The sequence below is a fragment of the Luteibacter sp. dw_328 genome, from assembly GCF_018449605.1.
Lineage (GTDB): Bacteria > Pseudomonadota > Gammaproteobacteria > Xanthomonadales > Rhodanobacteraceae > Luteibacter.
In genome coordinates, this window is sequence record NZ_JAAVUW010000001.1 from 765705 (window position 1) to 782456 (window position 16752).

The following is a 16752-nucleotide window of genomic DNA, read 5'->3' on the forward strand; positions in this document are numbered from 1 at the left end:
GCCGCAAACTGGCTATCGCCGATGAATCGGCTCCTACAAAAGCTGTGCCGCTTATATCAGCGTATGCCCTACTTGCATGCCTGCGTAGAAACCCCAAGCAAGGCAGGCAACACCCGCGGCGTCACCACGATGCGATCCAGGTCGGGCGAAAAACCGCTCGGATTGCCCAGCTGGATAGTGTTCTTTCCGGCGCGCAGCGGCACCTCCAGCACCTTCGCCACGGGATCGTCGAAGCTGCTGCCGTCCAGGCTCAGTTCCTGCGATTTCGCTCCGTTGATCGACAGGAACAGCGAGCGCGGCCCCTTCGTGGCGTAGTCGATCTCGAGCTGATAGGCGCCCGCATAGGGAGCCGTGACGTTCGTAAACGTCACGCTATTCGCGCTACCGCCGCCAATATTTCCCGCCTTGGCCAGACCCGAGAAATAGTTGCTGAACCCGGCGGTGACGGTGCCACCAAGCATGGCTGCTTCTGCTTCGTACGTCGTACTCGTCGGCAGTGGTGCGTCACCGCGACCACTGATGACGATGCGATCCAGATCCGGTGGGTAGCTCGCCGTGTTGCCGAAGCGGATGTGGTTAAGCCCCTTCTGAAGACACACGGGGACGGTGCTGCTCGAGGGCAGCTGGAAGCTGCTTCCACCGGAGTTGAACGTACGGAACGGGCCATCGTTCACTTGGTAGAGGTACGAACGTAGACCGAGGGTGAGTGAATCGATCTGCATGAGGTACGTGCCGTTACGGGGCGCGTAAACCCCATCGATGCTCACTGTGTTGCCGGCGCCCAGCCCCAGCCCACCGACCTTGAAGCCGTTCGAACAGCCTGGGCATGCGTACGGAGCGGCATTGCCACTCAGACTGCCCTGCTCCGCCTCGTAACTGGTTGTCGGCGTTGGTGCGACATGACCCGGTAGCGCCTCGACCAGCAGCAACTGGGTTCCATGCGCCGGCAGCACAACCTGATGGTTACCCAACGAAGGCCCCAGTTCCTGATGGGTCCAGAGGTCGCGCAAACGACGTGCGCCCGTCAACCCAGCTACGTGCCAGGGCAAGTCAGCGACCGTCGTCGCCGCATTCATGTTGAAAAGGGCCACGTAGTAGCGACCGTTGCCGAGGTCGGTCACCCATACGTTGATGTCACCCGCCAGTACCTGCCTGGTCTGCTTGCCGGACTGGTCCACAGCGATCACCTCGTCGTTGCCCGCGAGACGTTTACCGGTTTCATCCAGACGTGTGAGGTCGCCACCAAGGTAAAGCGGCGCGTTCGCCATCGCCCATATCGTCATGGCCGAACGTTTCTCGTCGATGCTCAGGCCATCGAGGTCGCCGTCGCCAATGTCCAGCGAGTCGAGATCATTCCAGCCCGTCGTCGGCCCTGAGGTGTCCTGCCAGGACGGCAGATCGCGCAAGCGTTTCTCGATCCGTGGCCAGTTGGTCAGCGTGGCGCAGCGACTTTCGCATTCCACATCGTCGTCGATGCGACGCCCGTTGGCATAGGTCTTCCAGACATCCTGGTAGTCCTTGTCGACCTGCCACGACACCGTCAACCAGATCGGACGGCCACTCCGCGCGATAGCCTTCGACCACGCCGCGACATCATCCCGATTGTCGATGCTGAGGTCGTCGCTGTAAGAGCCGGGCGTGACACCGTCGAGCTTGATGAAATCCACGCCCCACGAAGCGAACAGGGCCACCACCGAATCCATGTACTCCTGCGCGCCCGGCTTCGAGAAGTCGATCTTGTAGTGATACGGGGAGGTCCCCGGCCCACCGAACGCATTGCCGGCGCGGTAGGGCACCGCGAGGATATCGGTGATGTGATACGGCGTGCCGAGGATCGGCGAGTTCGCCTGCACGGCGGGCTGTTCGACACCGGGGATCCAGTAGATACCCGCCTTCTGACCATTGGCGTGGATGTGGTCGATCATCGCCTTGATGTCGGGAAACGTCGCCAGATCCGGCGTGGGGCGCCCATTGACATCGAAACTGCCCTGCCACCCCGAATCGAGATTGATGTAGGTGTACCCGTGCGATTGCAGGCCCGATGCCAGCAGTGCATCCGATTGCCTGATCATATTGGCCTGGGTGAGGAAGGAAGCATCGAGTGTCTGCTGGCTGAAGCTGCTCCAGCCAAGATACGGCTTCTGACCCACACCATTCACCTGGGCGGATGCGCCGGCGGCGACGGAAAGCAATCCGCAGGCGATAGCCGTGCGGATGAGGGAAGGACGATGAAAATGCATGATGCGACTCTCCTGTGCAGACGAAGGAGGCGCCTGCGAAGGGGCGCCTGTCGAAATCCCTGGACAAACGTCGGCGCACGGTTCCCCTGGCAGCAAGTCGCCTTGCCCCCGATTCAGTAGCCAATAAGCCGATCAAACTTCCCGTGCGTTTCAATTGTAGTATTTAATGATTAGTCGATCGCAAGCTGCGACGCAGCATTCGAGGCAAGTACAGCTGTCTTGACCTGGTTCTCACTTTGGATGAACCAGCTCTGCAACACTCGCCCGACTCGCAGCAGCCATCGTCATAAATTTAGACGTCTAAATGGAGCGCTTCCGATCATGAAGCTCTGCGCATTGCGCATACGTGTTCAGACACTGCTGGCGGTAGCCAGCCTGACGGCCATGGTCGTCGCCCTTCCCTCGATGGCAACCGAACCGACCCCATCGACTCCCCGACAAACCGACGGACCGACCGCCATGGCTCGTGCCCGGGTCGCGGCGGACGTGTTGATGAGTTCGTATGAGCCTGGCAAGGCCTGGTTTCCCTCCAGTTGGTGGAATTCGGCGGTGGCTCTGCAGACGGTCGGCGACTACATGCAGCGCACGGGAGACCGTCGCTATCTCGGTCAACTGAACAATACGTTCGAGAAGGACAAGGGCGTGTTCCCGGCTGGCGTCTTGTCGGGCGATCCGCTACTGGGCAACTTCACCAGCCGGGCCATCGACGATTCCGAGTGGTGGGGCCTCACATGGCTGCAGGCCTATGACCTGACCCACGACCCGAAGTATCTGAACATGGCGGTGACCATCGCCAACTACGTCGACGGCTACTGGGACACCAGTACCTGCGGCGGTGGCGTCTGGTGGGATGGCGAGCGTACATACAAGAACGCCATCGTCAATGGCCTCTGGATCCGACTCACGGCCGAGCTGCACAACCGGATCCCCGGCGACACGCTGTGGCTGGGTCGATCCAGAACGGCGTGGGCATGGTTCCAGGGCAGCGGCATGATCAACGCGAAGGGGCTGGTCAACGACGGCCTCACCAACGCCTGCACCAACAACGGCCAGAACGTGTGGACCTACAACCAGGGTCTGGCGATCGGCGCCGGCCTAGAACTGTGGCGCGCCACCCGGGATCCGCAGGTACTGACCTCCGTACGTCGCCTTGCCGACGCGGCCATCGGTCCTGACGCCCTGGTGACTAACGGTGTCCTGAGCGAAACCTGCGATGCCGCCGACCAGACCTGCGATGACAACGGCAAGCAGTTCAAGGGCATCTTCATGCGCTACTGGACTGACCTTGTCGACACCACCCACGATCGGGGATACGCGGCATTCCTCGGCCAGCAAGCCGAGAGTGTATGGAATGACGACCGCGACGCCGCTGGCCGACTCGGTACGCGCTGGTCCGGCGCCACCGACGACGACCACCCCAATGTGTTCGACTGGCGCACCCAGGCGAGCGCACTGAGTGCCCTCATCGGCGATGTGCCGGGCTTTACGCCGCTTGCTTCACTGGCAGCCACCCTGTCCCCGGCGCAACCGGTGATCATGCCGGCGGCCTCGGGTACGTCGGTCATCCCTCTTGAGCTCGGCACCTCGGCGACGGGGTTCTTTCCGTTGCTAGCGCTCGCCTCCGTCGACGCGCCCACGGGCTGGAGCGCGTCGCCACGCGCATTCCTCGTTCGGTTGCAGCCGCATGGCAACGCGATCCCGGCGAATAGCAGCATCGCTTTGAAAGTGAGCGTCCCCGGTTCGGCGAGTGACGGGCACCACGTGATCACGGCAAGCGTGGCAGCACCCGGCCTGCGCTTCACGACCCAGGCCGATGTGCTGGTCGCTCATGCGATCGACTTCGATACCGGCACGGTCGATGAGAACCCGTGGCTGTTCGATGCCGGCGGCTCGCAGAGCAACGGCGTGCAGAACCGCTTCGCCGATGGGAACGCTCACTTTACCTATCGGTTCCCGCTTCCAGCCGACACGACCTCGGCACACGTCACCCTGACCATCGACGCCGAATTTCTGGTGCAGGCCAGCCCCGACAACGAGCACTGGACGACCGTGCTGCAGGAGACTCAACCGGTCACCGACGGCTCGAACAAGGCCGACCGAACCATCGACCTGACGCCCTACCTGGGCGTCGGGGCCGACGGGTCAAAGCCGGTCTACCTGAACGTATCGGACGCCTTTCCCAACGATGGCTGGGGCGGGCGCGTGTATCACGTGACGGCAGTTATTGCGGAGGGTGGCGCGGCTCAAAGGTGATCGGCGTCGATAACCGCCTGGGTGAACGCCCGCGGCGCTTCCTCAGGCAGGTTGTGACCAATGCCGCCAGTGATCAGCCGGAACTGATACTTGCCCGTGAACTGTTTGGCATACGCCTCGGGCTGGGGATGTGGCGCACCGTTGGCATCGCCTTCCAGCGTGATGGTCGGTACCGGGATCTTCGGTGCCTGGGCTAGCCGCTTTTCCAGGTTGTCGTACCTGGCCTCGCCCTTGGCGAGGTTCAGACGCCAGCGGTAGTTGTGGATCGTGATGGCGACGTGGTCCGGATTCTCGAGCGCCTGTGCACTGCGCTCGTAGGTGGCATCGTCAAAGCCCCACTTTGGCGATGCCAGCTGCCAGATCAGTTTGGCGAAGTCGTGATGGTTCTGCTCGTAGCCGAGGCGACCACGCTCGGTGGTGAAGTAATACTGGTACCACCACTGGTATTCGGCCTTGGGTGGCAACGGCGTCTTGCCCGCTTCCTGGCTGCCGATCAGGTAGCCACTCACGCTCACCAGCGCTTTCACGCGCTCCGGCCACAACGCCGCGACGATATCCGCCGAGCGTGCACCCCAATCGAAACCACCAAAGACCGCGCGCTTGATGTGCAGCGCGTCCATAAAGTCGATGACGTCCTGGCCCAGGGCAGCAGGCTCGGCGTTTCGCAGCGTGCTGGCAGAGAGAAAGCGGGTTTCGCCGTAGCCGCGCGCATAGGGAATAAGCACGCGATACCCTTTCGCCGCCAATGCCGGCGCGACCTCCTGATAGCTGTGAATGTCGTAAGGCCATCCATGCAGCAGGATCACGACGGGACCATCCGCAGGACCCAGTTCGGCATAGGCAACGTCCAGCACGCCGGCGTGGACATGCTTCAACGGGCCCAACGGGTCGGGCGATGCGGACGACGTGGTGGCTGCCTGGGCCAGCGACGATGGGGCAGATTGCGCATGCGCACTGCTCGATGCGCCGACAAGGATCGCCAGGGCGGTCGCGCCTGCCAGGCTGCGGCTACGGAGTTTCATTTTGCTATGCATGGACGTTTCTCAGCTCGTTGGACGTAGCTAGGAGACCAAAAAACATTGTCTCGACTGTGTCCAGCGGCGCGCTGAAACGTCTCCGAGTGTGTCGGGGCCTCATCCGGACACATTGGGATACAAAGCGGGCGCCTACGGTTCGGCCAGGATGGCGACTCTCAGATGCATTAAACCCTCCGCCATGTCACAGCATCCAACGGGTTGGCTCGTCCCGCACCCCAGGAGAATTTACCTTGCCTCGAATCCAACGGTTCACCACGTTCGCCGCTGCCGCCTTCGCGCTCCTTTGTGCTTTTCAGGCCACGGCAACCTCGCTGGCCCAGGCGAATGACCTGACCAGGCAATGGGTGAAGGAGACGATGGCGAAGGAGCGCATCCCCGGTATGCAGATCGCCGTCATCAAGGACGATCGCGTTGTGTTCTCCGAGAGTTATGGCTGGGCCAACGTCGAGAACCGTGTCCACGCCACTAAAACCACATTGTTTCCACTCAACTCGGCGACGAAATCGTTTACCGGCGTAGCCATGATGCAGCTGGCCGAGGCGGGCCTGGTGGATCTGAATGCCCCGATCTCGCGCTACCTCGACGGCTTGCCTGAAGCATGGCGCGCCATCCGTGTGCGCCAACTCCTGGCGCACACGTCGGGCCTGCCAGACATCCTCGATGAGCAAGGCTTGCTCGGCGGAGGCTCGGAGGCCGACGCCTGGCAGGCGGTGCAGCGGCTCCCGATAGGTTCGGCCCCCGGAGAGCGCTTCACTTACAACCAGACCAACTATGTACTGCTGGCTCAGATCATCGCAAAGCAGTCAAAAATGCCCTACGAGCAATACATGGCGACGCGCCAGTTCACTCCTGCACACATGGCGCGGGCAACGTTCGGCGACAGCTACGATCTGCTCGCCAACGCAGCCACCATGTACAGCTATTTTCCCCGCAAAACGGATGCGCCCGGGGCCAGCCAACGTCTGTCGCATTGGTTCTACGACATGTCGCCCGGGCTCTGGTCGGGAGGTGGAATCATGACCACTGCGGATGACGTCGCCCACTGGCTGGTATCGGTATCCAAGGGTGAGTTGATCAGCAAGGCCGGCATGCGGGCCATGTGGACACCCGAGAAGTTGAACAACGGCGCCGACGGTGATTGGGCCGCAGGTTGGCACGTGCTGAAAACAACGCCGGTGCGAGAAGTCGCCGGCATGGGTGGCGCCCGTGCCGCCTTCATCGTGTATCCCGATGAGCGCTTGGCCATCGTCGTGCTGACCAACCTCGTCGGGTCGAACCCCCAGAACTTCATCCCGAAAATCGCGGAAGCCTACCGCTCAACACCTGCTGACGCTGCGCGAATCCAGGCGCAATAACGCTAACAGGCGCAGGCCTTCTCGTTTCATCGGACAGGCCTGCCCTTTTTCACCCACTCCCCTGCGCGGCTATTGGCAGCACATCCCGGCGCGTGTCATCGCAACTCGCCTTCACCGGCACCGACATCAGCGTTCCGCGAAGTGAACGAAGAAGGACGCGGTCACATTGCTCGGTGATCGGTTGGCCGCGCTCCATGCGTTCGGTGGTGCCCTCCATGTAGCGGATCGTGCGGAACGGCGTGGTCGTCGACGGGCTGGCCGCGTCAGCGAAGGCGATGTCCAGCGATTGCCCGAGCAACTGGCCGCCTTGGTCTTTCAGCAGCTCGCCGCCGTTGGCTGTCCAGTGCGCGACCGGGTCGGGCTCCGCCTCTGCATCCGAGATGACGCGTATCGTGTTCACGTAGCTGCTGCGCTTCGACTCGCCTGGTGCAAACAAGGCCACTGTGTTGTCGAGCACCAGGGTGGTCTGGTCCTGCGTCAGCGAGAACACGGGGGTCACGACCACGACCCACGTATCAGGGTGCCCAGCTCCACGCGGCAGTACGGGCATCTGTGTGCCGGATAGTGTCCACGCCTTGCTGCGCCCGGCCAATTCGGTATAGCGGAACGCGTCGATCACGGGCGCGTATGGCTCGAGTACCTTATTGGCCTCCGTCTCGATACGGGTCTTCTGCGACTCGCGGCTGCCCTTCGAGATAAGGGCATGCGTAAGCACGCCGGCAAGCAACCCTACGGCGTTCGGCGCCGGATACATCATGCTCACGGGCGCCACGCCCGCCTGGTCGAAGTTGACGACACCACGAAAAACCACCTTCTCCGAAAGCGGAAGTTGCATCGACCAACGGAGGGTTGCGGGGTCGGGCAGGCGCGGCAGTGTCGCGTCAGGCGTGGCGACGGCCAGCATCCAGGCCGTCGCCACCCCGGCGCGCGATCGGAAAAGGCGCATGTGTTTCATCAACCGTTGAATGGGTTGAGAAACTTGTCCTTACCCAGCTCCAGAGCCTGGAAATACGCATTGGTCAGACCCGGGAAGCGCGGCGGCTCGTCCCACTTACCCTCCGCGCTGACGCGGATAGTGACCGGTGCGTACCACTCGTATGCGTTGGTCTTCAGGTTCACCTCGTAGCCCAGGCCGGTGATCGCGCCCTTGGGGTCGCTGCTCGGGATGTAATCGGCATAAGGACGCTCGAAACCGACCTGCCAGATGTCAATCACGATCAGGTGATCGATCCCGTACTGAGTGCCAAGAGAGGAGAAATCCCGCTTCGCCAGGTCGTCGCCCTTGGCTTGCGCCTTGGGGAGTTTTGCGACGTTGATGTCCTGGTCGATGACAACCACGGTCAAACCTTTCTTGCGCAGCAGTTCGGCGACCTTCTGCTTCAGCGCAGGCAGATCCTCCTTCGGCAACGTGTGGGTGTAACCGGTCAAGGTCGAATTTGCGATCGACGCAGCTGCCAGGCAGAGCAGGCAGCCCGCCCCCGGCAGGGACGTATCGACCTTGGGCAGTGCGGTCATCGCCACGCCGATTTTCTCTGGCTGCGCCGTGACCACTGGTGCGGTGAAGGCAATGGCGCGTTGTGGCTTGCCGGCACAGCCGGCCAGCGTGGCGGCGACGACAAGCACCGCCGCGATAAGACGTATGTTCATTCCCTGCTCCCCTGTCACTGTTGACGTCAGCTAGCGCACCGCGTGACGCACCTCACGGCACGGCGGTCAGCTGATCCAATTCGAGTTCCCCTGTCACTTCGCGCCCGGTCTAGGCCGGGGCGGCGGTATTTCAGCATGGCCGCCTTGGCGGCGTCTGTAGTCCTTCCCCTACATTGGAGGACCGGCTTTCAGGGACGCCTTTCCGGGCTCATACCCAGCGGCGCCAACCCATAGTCGACGCGATGCGCGTCATCGGCCTTGGCCGGTCACTTCATAACGCTTGCTCACGGCGCACCCCGGATTCCTCTGAAGGGGTGTTGTCGCCGAGCTTCCGATAGATCCTCACGAATATCTCTTCCGCGACGAGCATCGCGACAATGACGACGATGAGCGCAACGACGCCGTGGAACGCGCCGAGGAACCGGACGTCGTCGCCAAACATCTGCACAATCGCTTCGAGGATGACGAGTTTCGATCCGAACAACACCAGCCAGGCAGAGAAGAACCTGAGAAACGTCATGAGCCGACCGGGGCGTGCCTTGAAGAAGGCGCCTACCTTATGCTCCAGGGCCATCGTCAGTTTCAGAAGCACCTGCAAGACGATCGCGGCGAGCAAGGACGTGGTGAACGTGTCGATGAACACGTTCTTCCAATATTCGGCGAAGAGGTTCAACACGACAAGGTCGATCAGGATCGCAGTGACGTAGCGAACGAACACACGCTGTCTGTTCGTCGGCGTTGCCACGACGGCCGGCATGAGCGTTTCACTAGTCATGGCTGTGAACCCTCGTTGGCAAAGGAGGCGGCCTCCTCTGCGGCACAGCATCTCAGAGATCGATGCCCCCGATGTCAGTAGTTTCACCTAGTCCGTTTAGGTACAAGTGCACTAGGCAGCACCCTGCGGATGGCACAGCCTTCGATCTTCACCGGTCGCTCCCTGCGAGTGCCAGAGAGGGGAAGAGCCGTGGTCCGCGGATCGCGTATCGGCAGGCATTCATTCCCCATTGCCGTGGCTGTGGTCGCGGTCGCATGCCTCAGCACCGGGTGCGCGTTGGGACCCGACTACGTTCGTCCGGCGGTAAATGTCCCGACGGCTTACCGCTTCGCCGATACGACGGCACCGGGCTCCTCCACCGCCACGGCGACCCTCGCCACAGTGCCCGCGTGGTGGCGGACCTTTGGCGATCACGACCTCGATGCACTGGTTGACGAAGGGCTGGCGGCCAACCATGACCTTCGCATCGCCACCGCGCGCGTGGACGAATTTGCCGCGGTCGTCGTCGGCACCCGGGCGCAGGGCCTTCCGCAATTGGGCTACGGCGCGAGCGCTGCTCGTCAGCGTGCCAGCCAGGACGTCACCAGGCTGCCGGCCAGCATCAGTCCCATCAGCAACAACTACTCGGCGGTCCTGTCGGCCAGCTGGGAGCTGGACCTCTGGGGCCGCGTGCGCCGGGAAACCGAAGCGGCGAAAGCCAATCTGTTCGCCACGGAACAGGCGCGACTCGGCGTCGCCCTGACACTCGTTTCGACCATCGTTTCCGGTTACATCACCTTGCTCGACCTGGACCGTCAGCTCGAGGTTTCGCAAGCGACGCTCGAAGGTCGTCGAATGAACGTCGAAGTGTTTCAGATGCGCCTGGACGGCGGAGCGGTTTCCGAGTTCGAGATGATGCAGGTGACGGCCGAGTACGAGACTGCCGTCGCGTCCATTCCCGTGATCCAGCAGGCCATCGCCCAGCAGGAACACGCCCTGTCGGTCCTTGTCGGTCGCAATCCGGGCCCCATCCGGCGCGGCCGTACGCTCCAGCAGCTGAGCGTCCCGCCGGTGTTGGCCGGCCTCCCTTCGGACCTGATTACCCGACGGCCCGACATCCTGCAGGCAGAGCAGCAACTGGTCGCCGCCAACGCGCTGATCGGCGCGGCACGGGCTCTCTACTTCCCGTCCGTTGCACTGACCGGCACCGGTGGAGGTGCCAGCAGGGCACTCGATAGCCTGTTCACAGGTCCGGCGCGCACGTGGTCGTTCTCCGGCCAGTTGCTTGGCCCTCTTTTCGCCGGCGGCGCGATCGACGCGGCGAATCGGCAGGCGGAGGCGCGTCGCGAGCAGGCGTTGGATGCCTACCAGCAGACGATTCAAAGCGCATTCCGTGACGTCGACGACGCGCTGGCAGCCATCCAGGCGAGGCGAACGCTGGTCGCCTCGCTCGAGCGTCAGGTGGTGGCACTGACACGCGCGGTGCAGCTCACCCGATACCGCTACGACAACGGCTACACCGATTACCTCGAAGTGCTCGATACCGAACGCAGCCTTTTCTCGGCGGAACTTTCCCTGAGTTCGGCGCGCGGCGATCGTTTGCGAGCGCTCATCGACCTGTACCGCGCATTGGGCGGCGACTGGATTGAACAGGTCGCGCCGTTGCCGCTGGCACAGCAGTCAACCGGTACTCGCGCCTCCTCCTATACCCACTGACTCACGCGACGAGAGCGACGATGCACAACGAGACAGCTACCGATGCCGCCACGCCAGCCGCGGTGCGTCCCCAGGAGCCCGCGGATGCAGCAGCGGCGAGTGCCCAGCGGGTTCGACGCATCGTCCGCGTGGCGCTCCTGGTGCTGCTCGCCATGTTTCTCTACCACGTGTTCGCCGACCGCATCACGCCCTATACGTCGCAGGCGGCGATCGACACGTTCGTCGTGCAGATCGCGCCGGAGGTCTCGGGGCCGGTGGTGTCGGTGGATGTTGCCGACAACCACCCGGTGAAGAAGGGCCAGGTGCTGTTCCGCATCGATCCACGCCCCTTCCAGATCGCCGTGCAGGTAGCGCAGGCCAATGTGGCGCTGGCGACGCAGGCTGCCGATGCGTCGATCGCCGACGTGCGTGTGGCCGAGGCCCAGCTGAGTCGGCAACGCGTGGACCTGGCCGCGTCCCAGCAGTTGGGCAAGATCGTCCTGGACCTGTCGGCGAAGCGGGCCTTGTCGGAGACCTCGGCTATCCGCGCCCGGGCGGATATCGCGAAGACGAAAGCCGAGATCAGCCGCGGCGAAGCCGAGACCGAGCGGGCACGCATCCGCATGGGCGACACGGGAAACAGCAACGCCCAGATTCGCCAGGCGCTTGCCGCGCTCGCGCAAGCCGAACTCGATCTCAGCCACAGCACGGTCGTCGCGCCCAGTGACGGCGTCGTTACCAACCTGCGGCTGTCGCCGGGGCAGTTCGCCAGTCGCGGCACGCCCGTTCTCAGTTTCATGGCCAACGGACCGCGCTGGATCAGCGCCGCGATGCGTGAGAACCAGCTGGGTCGTATCGCGCCGGGCAACCGCGCCTATGTTGTCTTCGACGATCGTCCCGGCACGGTGTATCCGGCCCACGTGGATAGCGTCGGCTGGGGTATCTCACAGGGCGGCGAGGCCCCGACTGGGCAGTTGCCCACGGTCAGTGCGCCCAGTGGCTGGCTGCGTGAGCCGCAGCGTTTCCCGGTACGCGTCGTCCTGGACGCGTCGCCCAGCCCCTCTGAGCAACGTTCACCGGGCCGCAGTGGCGCCCAGGCCAACGTCGTCGTGCTCACCAGCGATGGCTCGGTCATGAACCCGCTGGCACGCGTGTGGATAAGGATGGTCGCCTTGCTCAGCTACCTGCGATGAGCACGAGCGACGCGACGCTACAGGCCACCCTGCGTTTTGCCGTGGGCGTTACCCTCGCCTTCGTCCTCAGCGAAGCGATGCGTTGGTCCCCCAGCTTTCTGGCGCCCGTATTCACCGCCGTACTCCTCACCAATCTGCCGGTCAGGCCCGGACTGAAAGTGGCCGTGAGCCTGATGTTCGTGATCATCGGCGCGTCGCTGTTCGCCCTGGGACTGGCATCGCTGCTTCGCGACACGCCGACCGTCATGTTCGGCCTTATTGCCCTATGCGTCTTCGCAGCCTTCCTCGCCATCCTCAGCGGACGTCCTCCGTTCCCCGCGCTGCTGCTCCTGATCTGCCTTGCGACCATTCCGGTAGTGGTGATGATCGCTCCCACCCAGGCCGGGGTGCTGCCGACAGCCTTGATCCGTAGCATGTTGGTGGCGTTACTGACCATCCAGCTCGTCTACGTCGCATGGCCTCTTGGGCCTCCCGCGCGATCGCCGCCCCCAGCCACGTCACGCACCACCTCCCCGGGTGCGATGGCCGCCGCCGGTGTCGCCATCGTAATGCCCCTGATGCTGGTCTACCTGCTGTTCGGCCTCGCCGACGTGCTCCCGGTGATGATCGCGACCGTGATGCTAGTGGCCAACTTCGATGCACAGCGTGGCCGCATGCACGCGCTGGGCATGATCGTCGGCAACACGATCGGCGGCCTTCTCGGACTCCTACTTCACAGCCTGTTGGTTACCACGCCCACCCTTCCCTTCCTGTGCGTGCTCATGTTTGCCGTGCTGCTGGGGTTTGGCCAACGGACCAGCGCCGGCGGTCCGGCGGCCGGGCTGGCGATGCTCACCTGTAACGCCACGCTGATCATTCTCAGCACGGCGATCTCATCGGATACAGGGACGCTTTCGTTGTGGTTGATACGCGTGCTTCAGTTCGCGCTGGCCGGTGCCTTTGCCGTAGGCACGATGAGCCTCGTGTGGCATCGGCGGGACGCTTAGAAGCGATGCCCCACTTCCAGGAAGATGTTGTGTTCTCCGCCCTGCCGGGCGCCGACACCGATGAGGATCGGTCCGATCCATGAGTTGATACCCACATAGATACTTCCGTTCAGAAGGGAGTTACCCCAACTCATCCGCGAACGATCGATCCACGCGTTGCCATACTCGAGCGTGGTCCCCACAAGGACATCCTGGTTGAGGAAGCGGCCTGTGCGGTAGGAATAGCCCAGCAAGACCTCTGCATAGTCCTGGCCGGTGAGCTCGTTCGACACGAAGCCGGCCAACCGGGAAAACCCGCCGAGTCGATAGACGCTCTGGATCGGCGCCACGCCGCTCGTGGTCACGTGGTACCGAACACCCAGCTGGACCGAGTGCCTGCCAAAAAGGTGAGCGTCGATACCATCGAAATCGAGCTGCTCGAAGTTCGTGTCCGCGCCAAGGCCGGTACGCGACCAGGTATATCGGGTTCGCGCGAGGTAACCATCGCGAGGAAAGTAGAAACTGTCCAGCCGATCCACCGTCGCTTCAAGGTAGCCCTCGCCCCCCTGAAAATGCGTTCGAGGCGTCGTCGGCTCGCCGATCTGGATCTTGATGTTTCCGGCTTCGCGCTGGTAGCCAACCGTCACCGCACCATAGTTGCCGAACTCACGACCGAAGCCAGCTCCGAAGATGCCCTGGTGGACGTTGTACTCGGCTGTCCTGTCGCCGCGGTTGTCGAATGTGTTGATGTCGTAGGAGCGATACTGCAAACGGCTGGCAAAGAAGTATTTCCCCTCTGCGCCGAGCGGCTGGTAGTACTCGGTGAGAAAGCCCGACTCGCTGCCTAAGGAGAGGAGGTAGCGAATCTCCCCGCCACTATCATTGATCGGTGAATGAAGGATGCCAACGCGCAGGCTCATGTCGAATCGTCCCTGGAAATCGCCGCTGGTACTCAGACCGGCTTCGAGGTAGTTCGGCCCCTGGAGCTTCTCGCTGACGTGGACTAGCACGCCCTTCTGACCGTCCTCCTGCACCAGCTCGTAAGTCACCTGCGAGAGTGTCGTCAACCCGTACACCCTGTACAGCGAGTCCTCAGCGCGCTTCGCGTCGAACGGCTGGCCGACAGGAATATCGACGCGGGAAAGAATCATGCTGTCGCGGTAGCGACTGTGATTGTCGAGCCGGACAAACTGCACGACCGGCGGCGGGCTCTGTTTACCATGGCGCATGGTGACGTTCTGCGCATAGGCATCGTCCGGTATCGACAGGCGAGTCAGCGCAGGAGTGGCCGCGTCGGCGCCCTCTTTACCGATGGCGAGTGCTTCGGGCCCCTTGGCGAAGGACGCCGTGGCCACGCGGTCGCCCAACGGGGGGCTGATGAGGACATCGCGATCGGTCAGGGTAGCCAGCTGCTCGCGCGTATTGCGGACGGTAAGCAGGCCGGTGACCTGGCCGGTGATCTCGAGCACATTCGACTGCGGCGTGATGGTGGCCAACGGCGTGCCCACATCCACGGCAATCACGATATCCGCACCCATCGCGCGCGCTATGTCGACCGGAACGTTGCGTGCAACGCCACCGTCGACGACGACATGGGAGCCAATGCGGACCGGGGGAAAAACACCCGGGATCGACATGCTCGCCCGCATGGCCAGCGCCAGGTCGCCACGGTCGATGACCACCGCGTCACCGGAGTTCATGTCGGCCGCGACGGCCCGGTAGGGAATAGGAAGGTTGTCGAAGTTTTCGATAGTGGCGACAGGTTCGATCATCTTCTCGAACAGCAGAAGGATGCGTTCACCCGCGAGCAGCCCACCGGCGATCACCAGGCCTTTCGAACCAACGCCCACGCCGGGCGTGGATACCACGAGGGTGTCGTCCGTTTTGCGGCGATACGAACGCTCACGACGGTCCAGGGAGTCGTTGAAGAGGCGATCCCAGTCCAGCGCCAGGACGAATTGCTGGATCTCGTCGACCGACTTGCCGGACGCGTAGAGCGCCCCCACGAGTGCGCCCATGCTCGTGCCAGCGATGCAATCCACGGGGATATGCATCTCTTCGAGCTTGCGTAGCACCGCGATATGGGCAATGCCCCGTGCACCGCCGCCGCCCAGGACGAGACCAATCCGTGGCCGGTTCTCCGGCTGAACGGGTCGCGCCCGGCACGCCAGCGTCGCGTCCTCGGCTCGAACCGGTGTCACGGGCAATCCCGATAGCGCAGCAAGCAACGCCAGCCACGCGAACAAGTGACGTCGACGCTTCATCATGGGGGCAGTGAGGCGCGCATGACGTTGACTCCGGCCAGGGACGCGGACGTGCCGCCGATTGACCTAAGCGTAGGCCGTTGGCTGGCAGGTGAATCCGGTAGTAGTACTTAGCAGGCGCTACGCAAGAATGCCGATGCGGGATCTCTTTGAGCGGCGAAGCTATGGTGTCGACATCCCGTCACGATTACGGAGCTGCGCAGATGAAGATCACATCCAGGCTGGCGTTGGCTTTGACCATGGTGGCGACCGCCGTCGTGCCCTGCTCGTTCGCCCAACAGCCTCCCGCCGCTTACCCCGCCAAGGGTCAAAGCGCGGAGAAGCAGCAGGCTGACAAGAATGCGTGCATGTCATGGGCCCGGTCGAACGCACCCAGCCAGCCCGTGCCGGCGCAACAGACGGGACCGGCCGTCGGTGGCGGACAACGCCTGGCAGGCGCCGCGCGAGGCGCGGCGGCGGGCGCTGTGATCGGCGGCGTGGCAAATGGTGACGCGGGACGCGGCGCCGGTGTAGGCGCCACGGCAGGCGTCGTCGCGGGAGGTGTTCGCGCGCGTCGGGCAAGAGCAGAGCAGAACCAGGCCGCTGCCAATACCCAGGCGCAGAACGATGCGTCGTTGAGCCACGCTTACGGCGCATGCATGAAGGGACGCGGCTACACCATCAACTGATCATGTAGTCACGCCAGTTGACCTCAGGGCTTTCCCGATGCCTTCGGCGTGACCTGCACAGCCACGCCTTCCACGTACGTCATCCTCGCGAGGTCGCCGACCTTGAGCTGCGACATGCGAGCCTGTCGCGTGGGGTCGGTCACTTCGATCCGCCGCTGCTTGCCGTCCGGACCCGTCAGCGTGACCGTGTGAGTTGCCAGGTCGAGGGCCGTTATCCTGCTCGTGATGGAAACGGACTGGCCGACGTCGATGCCCGGCTTGGCACCCTTTGGGGCGCGTGTGCTTTCACTCTCGGCTTCTATACCCGGCGTAGCGCCGCTGTTCGCGGGCAGAAGCTCTAGCGCCGTGGCAGCCTGGTAAGTAACCGTAACGATATCGCCCGCCCGTAGCTGGGCGAAGTTGCGAACCTCCGGGCCGGCCTCGATCGTGAATTCGGATCCCTTGGCGTTACGCAGGGTCACAAAGCGGCTTTCGTGGTCGACGTTGGTCACGGTCGCAGACTCGGTCTCTTCGTGTCGAGCCAGCTCAAAGGCCTTGCCATGAACCGTCGATGCCATGGCGGGCTCTGCCGCCTGTGCCCATGCGGTGCAGGGCACGGCCAGCGCGAAGGAGGCGGTCATCGAGAAGACCGCCGGAATAAGGAGTTTGTTCATGCGATTACTCCAGGACAAAGTGGCGGGA

General features: G+C 63.2%; 13 protein-coding genes. 6 read left to right on the forward strand and 7 right to left on the reverse strand.

Annotated elements, in window-relative coordinates:
- Positions 1-68 precede the first annotated feature (68 nt).
- Positions 69-2240 carry a CBM35 domain-containing protein gene (locus HB634_RS03370; protein WP_213947541.1) on the reverse strand — a complete coding sequence of 724 codons (2172 nt, stop codon included), beginning with the start codon at positions 2238-2240 and terminating at the stop codon, positions 69-71.
- A gap of 321 nt (positions 2241-2561) precedes the next feature.
- Here HB634_RS03370 and HB634_RS03375 point away from each other — a divergent pair, with 321 nt between their 5' ends.
- Positions 2562-4493 (forward strand): glycoside hydrolase family 76 protein, encoded by a 1932-nt coding sequence (locus HB634_RS03375; RefSeq protein WP_255548326.1) that lies wholly within the window; start codon positions 2562-2564, stop codon positions 4491-4493.
- Here the strand turns inward: HB634_RS03375 and HB634_RS03380 are convergent.
- Positions 4484-5515: an alpha/beta hydrolase gene (locus HB634_RS03380; protein WP_255548327.1), complete on the reverse strand. Its 1032-nt coding sequence runs from the start codon at positions 5513-5515 to the stop codon at positions 4484-4486. The two genes, HB634_RS03375 and HB634_RS03380, sit on opposite strands and share 10 nt — an antisense overlap.
- Positions 5516-5841: 326 nt before the next feature.
- Between HB634_RS03380 and HB634_RS03385 the strand changes: the two genes are divergently transcribed.
- Positions 5842-6885, forward strand: a complete 1044-nt coding sequence (locus HB634_RS03385; protein WP_255548377.1) for a serine hydrolase domain-containing protein — start codon at positions 5842-5844, stop codon at positions 6883-6885.
- 49 nt (positions 6886-6934) lie between these two features.
- Here the strand turns inward: HB634_RS03385 and HB634_RS03390 are convergent, their stop codons facing one another.
- From HB634_RS03390 to HB634_RS03400, 3 genes are all read right to left on the reverse strand, one after another.
- Positions 6935-7831, reverse strand: coding sequence for a hypothetical protein (locus tag HB634_RS03390; RefSeq protein WP_213947544.1), 897 nt, complete (start codon positions 7829-7831; stop codon positions 6935-6937).
- A gap of 8 nt (positions 7832-7839) precedes the next feature.
- Positions 7840-8532, reverse strand: a complete 693-nt coding sequence (locus HB634_RS03395; protein ID WP_255548328.1) for a hypothetical protein — start codon at positions 8530-8532, stop codon at positions 7840-7842.
- A gap of 271 nt (positions 8533-8803) precedes the next feature.
- Positions 8804-9289, reverse strand: coding sequence for a hypothetical protein (locus tag HB634_RS03400; RefSeq protein ID WP_213947545.1), 486 nt, complete (start codon positions 9287-9289; stop codon positions 8804-8806).
- A 207-nt stretch (positions 9290-9496) separates the two neighbouring features.
- On the opposite strand from HB634_RS03400, the gene HB634_RS03405 reads away from it, so the two are divergent.
- The 3 genes from HB634_RS03405 to HB634_RS03415 are packed head-to-tail and all read left to right on the forward strand — an operon-like array spanning position 9497 to position 13160.
- Positions 9497-11002 (forward strand): efflux transporter outer membrane subunit, encoded by a 1506-nt coding sequence (locus HB634_RS03405; protein WP_213947546.1) that lies wholly within the window; start codon positions 9497-9499, stop codon positions 11000-11002.
- A gap of 20 nt (positions 11003-11022) precedes the next feature.
- Positions 11023-12174 carry an HlyD family secretion protein gene (locus HB634_RS03410; RefSeq protein WP_213947547.1) on the forward strand — a complete coding sequence of 384 codons (1152 nt, stop codon included), beginning with the start codon at positions 11023-11025 and terminating at the stop codon, positions 12172-12174.
- Positions 12171-13160, forward strand: coding sequence for a DUF2955 domain-containing protein (locus HB634_RS03415; protein ID WP_213947548.1), 990 nt, complete (start codon positions 12171-12173; stop codon positions 13158-13160). Before HB634_RS03410 ends, HB634_RS03415 begins: the two co-directional genes overlap by 4 nt.
- Here the strand turns inward: HB634_RS03415 and HB634_RS03420 are convergent.
- A complete protein-coding gene (locus HB634_RS03420; protein WP_345777453.1) occupies positions 13157-15340 on the reverse strand; it encodes a patatin-like phospholipase family protein in 2184 nt (727 codons plus the stop codon). The two genes, HB634_RS03415 and HB634_RS03420, sit on opposite strands and share 4 nt — an antisense overlap.
- Before the next feature lie 266 nt (positions 15341-15606).
- Between HB634_RS03420 and HB634_RS03425 the strand changes: the two genes are divergently transcribed.
- Complete coding sequence (locus HB634_RS03425; protein WP_213947550.1) at positions 15607-16071, forward strand: hypothetical protein; 465 nt, start codon at positions 15607-15609, stop codon at positions 16069-16071.
- A 23-nt stretch (positions 16072-16094) separates the two neighbouring features.
- On the opposite strand, the gene HB634_RS03430 is transcribed toward HB634_RS03425, so the two are convergent.
- The gene (locus HB634_RS03430; RefSeq protein ID WP_213947551.1) at positions 16095-16724 is read right to left on the reverse strand and encodes a hypothetical protein; all 630 of its coding nucleotides are present in this window, start codon (positions 16722-16724) and stop codon (positions 16095-16097) included.
- Between the last annotated feature and the right edge of the window lie 28 nt (positions 16725-16752).

Excerpts from the sequence above, each read along its gene's own strand:
- HB634_RS03370 (WP_213947541.1), bottom strand. The coding sequence starts at position 2,240 with ATGCATTTTCATCGTCCTTCCCTCATCCGCACGGCTATCGCCTGCGGA.
- HB634_RS03375 (WP_255548326.1), top strand. The coding sequence starts at position 2,562 with ATGAAGCTCTGCGCATTGCGCATACGTGTTCAGACACTGCTGGCGGTA.
- HB634_RS03380 (WP_255548327.1), bottom strand. The coding sequence starts at position 5,515 with ATGAAACTCCGTAGCCGCAGCCTGGCAGGCGCGACCGCCCTGGCGATC.
- HB634_RS03390 (WP_213947544.1), bottom strand. The coding sequence starts at position 7,831 with ATGCGCCTTTTCCGATCGCGCGCCGGGGTGGCGACGGCCTGGATGCTG.
- HB634_RS03395 (WP_255548328.1), bottom strand. The coding sequence starts at position 8,532 with ATGAACATACGTCTTATCGCGGCGGTGCTTGTCGTCGCCGCCACGCTG.
- HB634_RS03400 (WP_213947545.1), bottom strand. The coding sequence starts at position 9,289 with ATGCCGGCCGTCGTGGCAACGCCGACGAACAGACAGCGTGTGTTCGTT.
- HB634_RS03410 (WP_213947547.1), top strand. The coding sequence starts at position 11,023 with ATGCACAACGAGACAGCTACCGATGCCGCCACGCCAGCCGCGGTGCGT.
- HB634_RS03415 (WP_213947548.1), top strand. The coding sequence starts at position 12,171 with ATGAGCACGAGCGACGCGACGCTACAGGCCACCCTGCGTTTTGCCGTG.
- HB634_RS03425 (WP_213947550.1), top strand. The coding sequence starts at position 15,607 with ATGAAGATCACATCCAGGCTGGCGTTGGCTTTGACCATGGTGGCGACC.
- HB634_RS03430 (WP_213947551.1), bottom strand. The coding sequence starts at position 16,724 with ATGAACAAACTCCTTATTCCGGCGGTCTTCTCGATGACCGCCTCCTTC.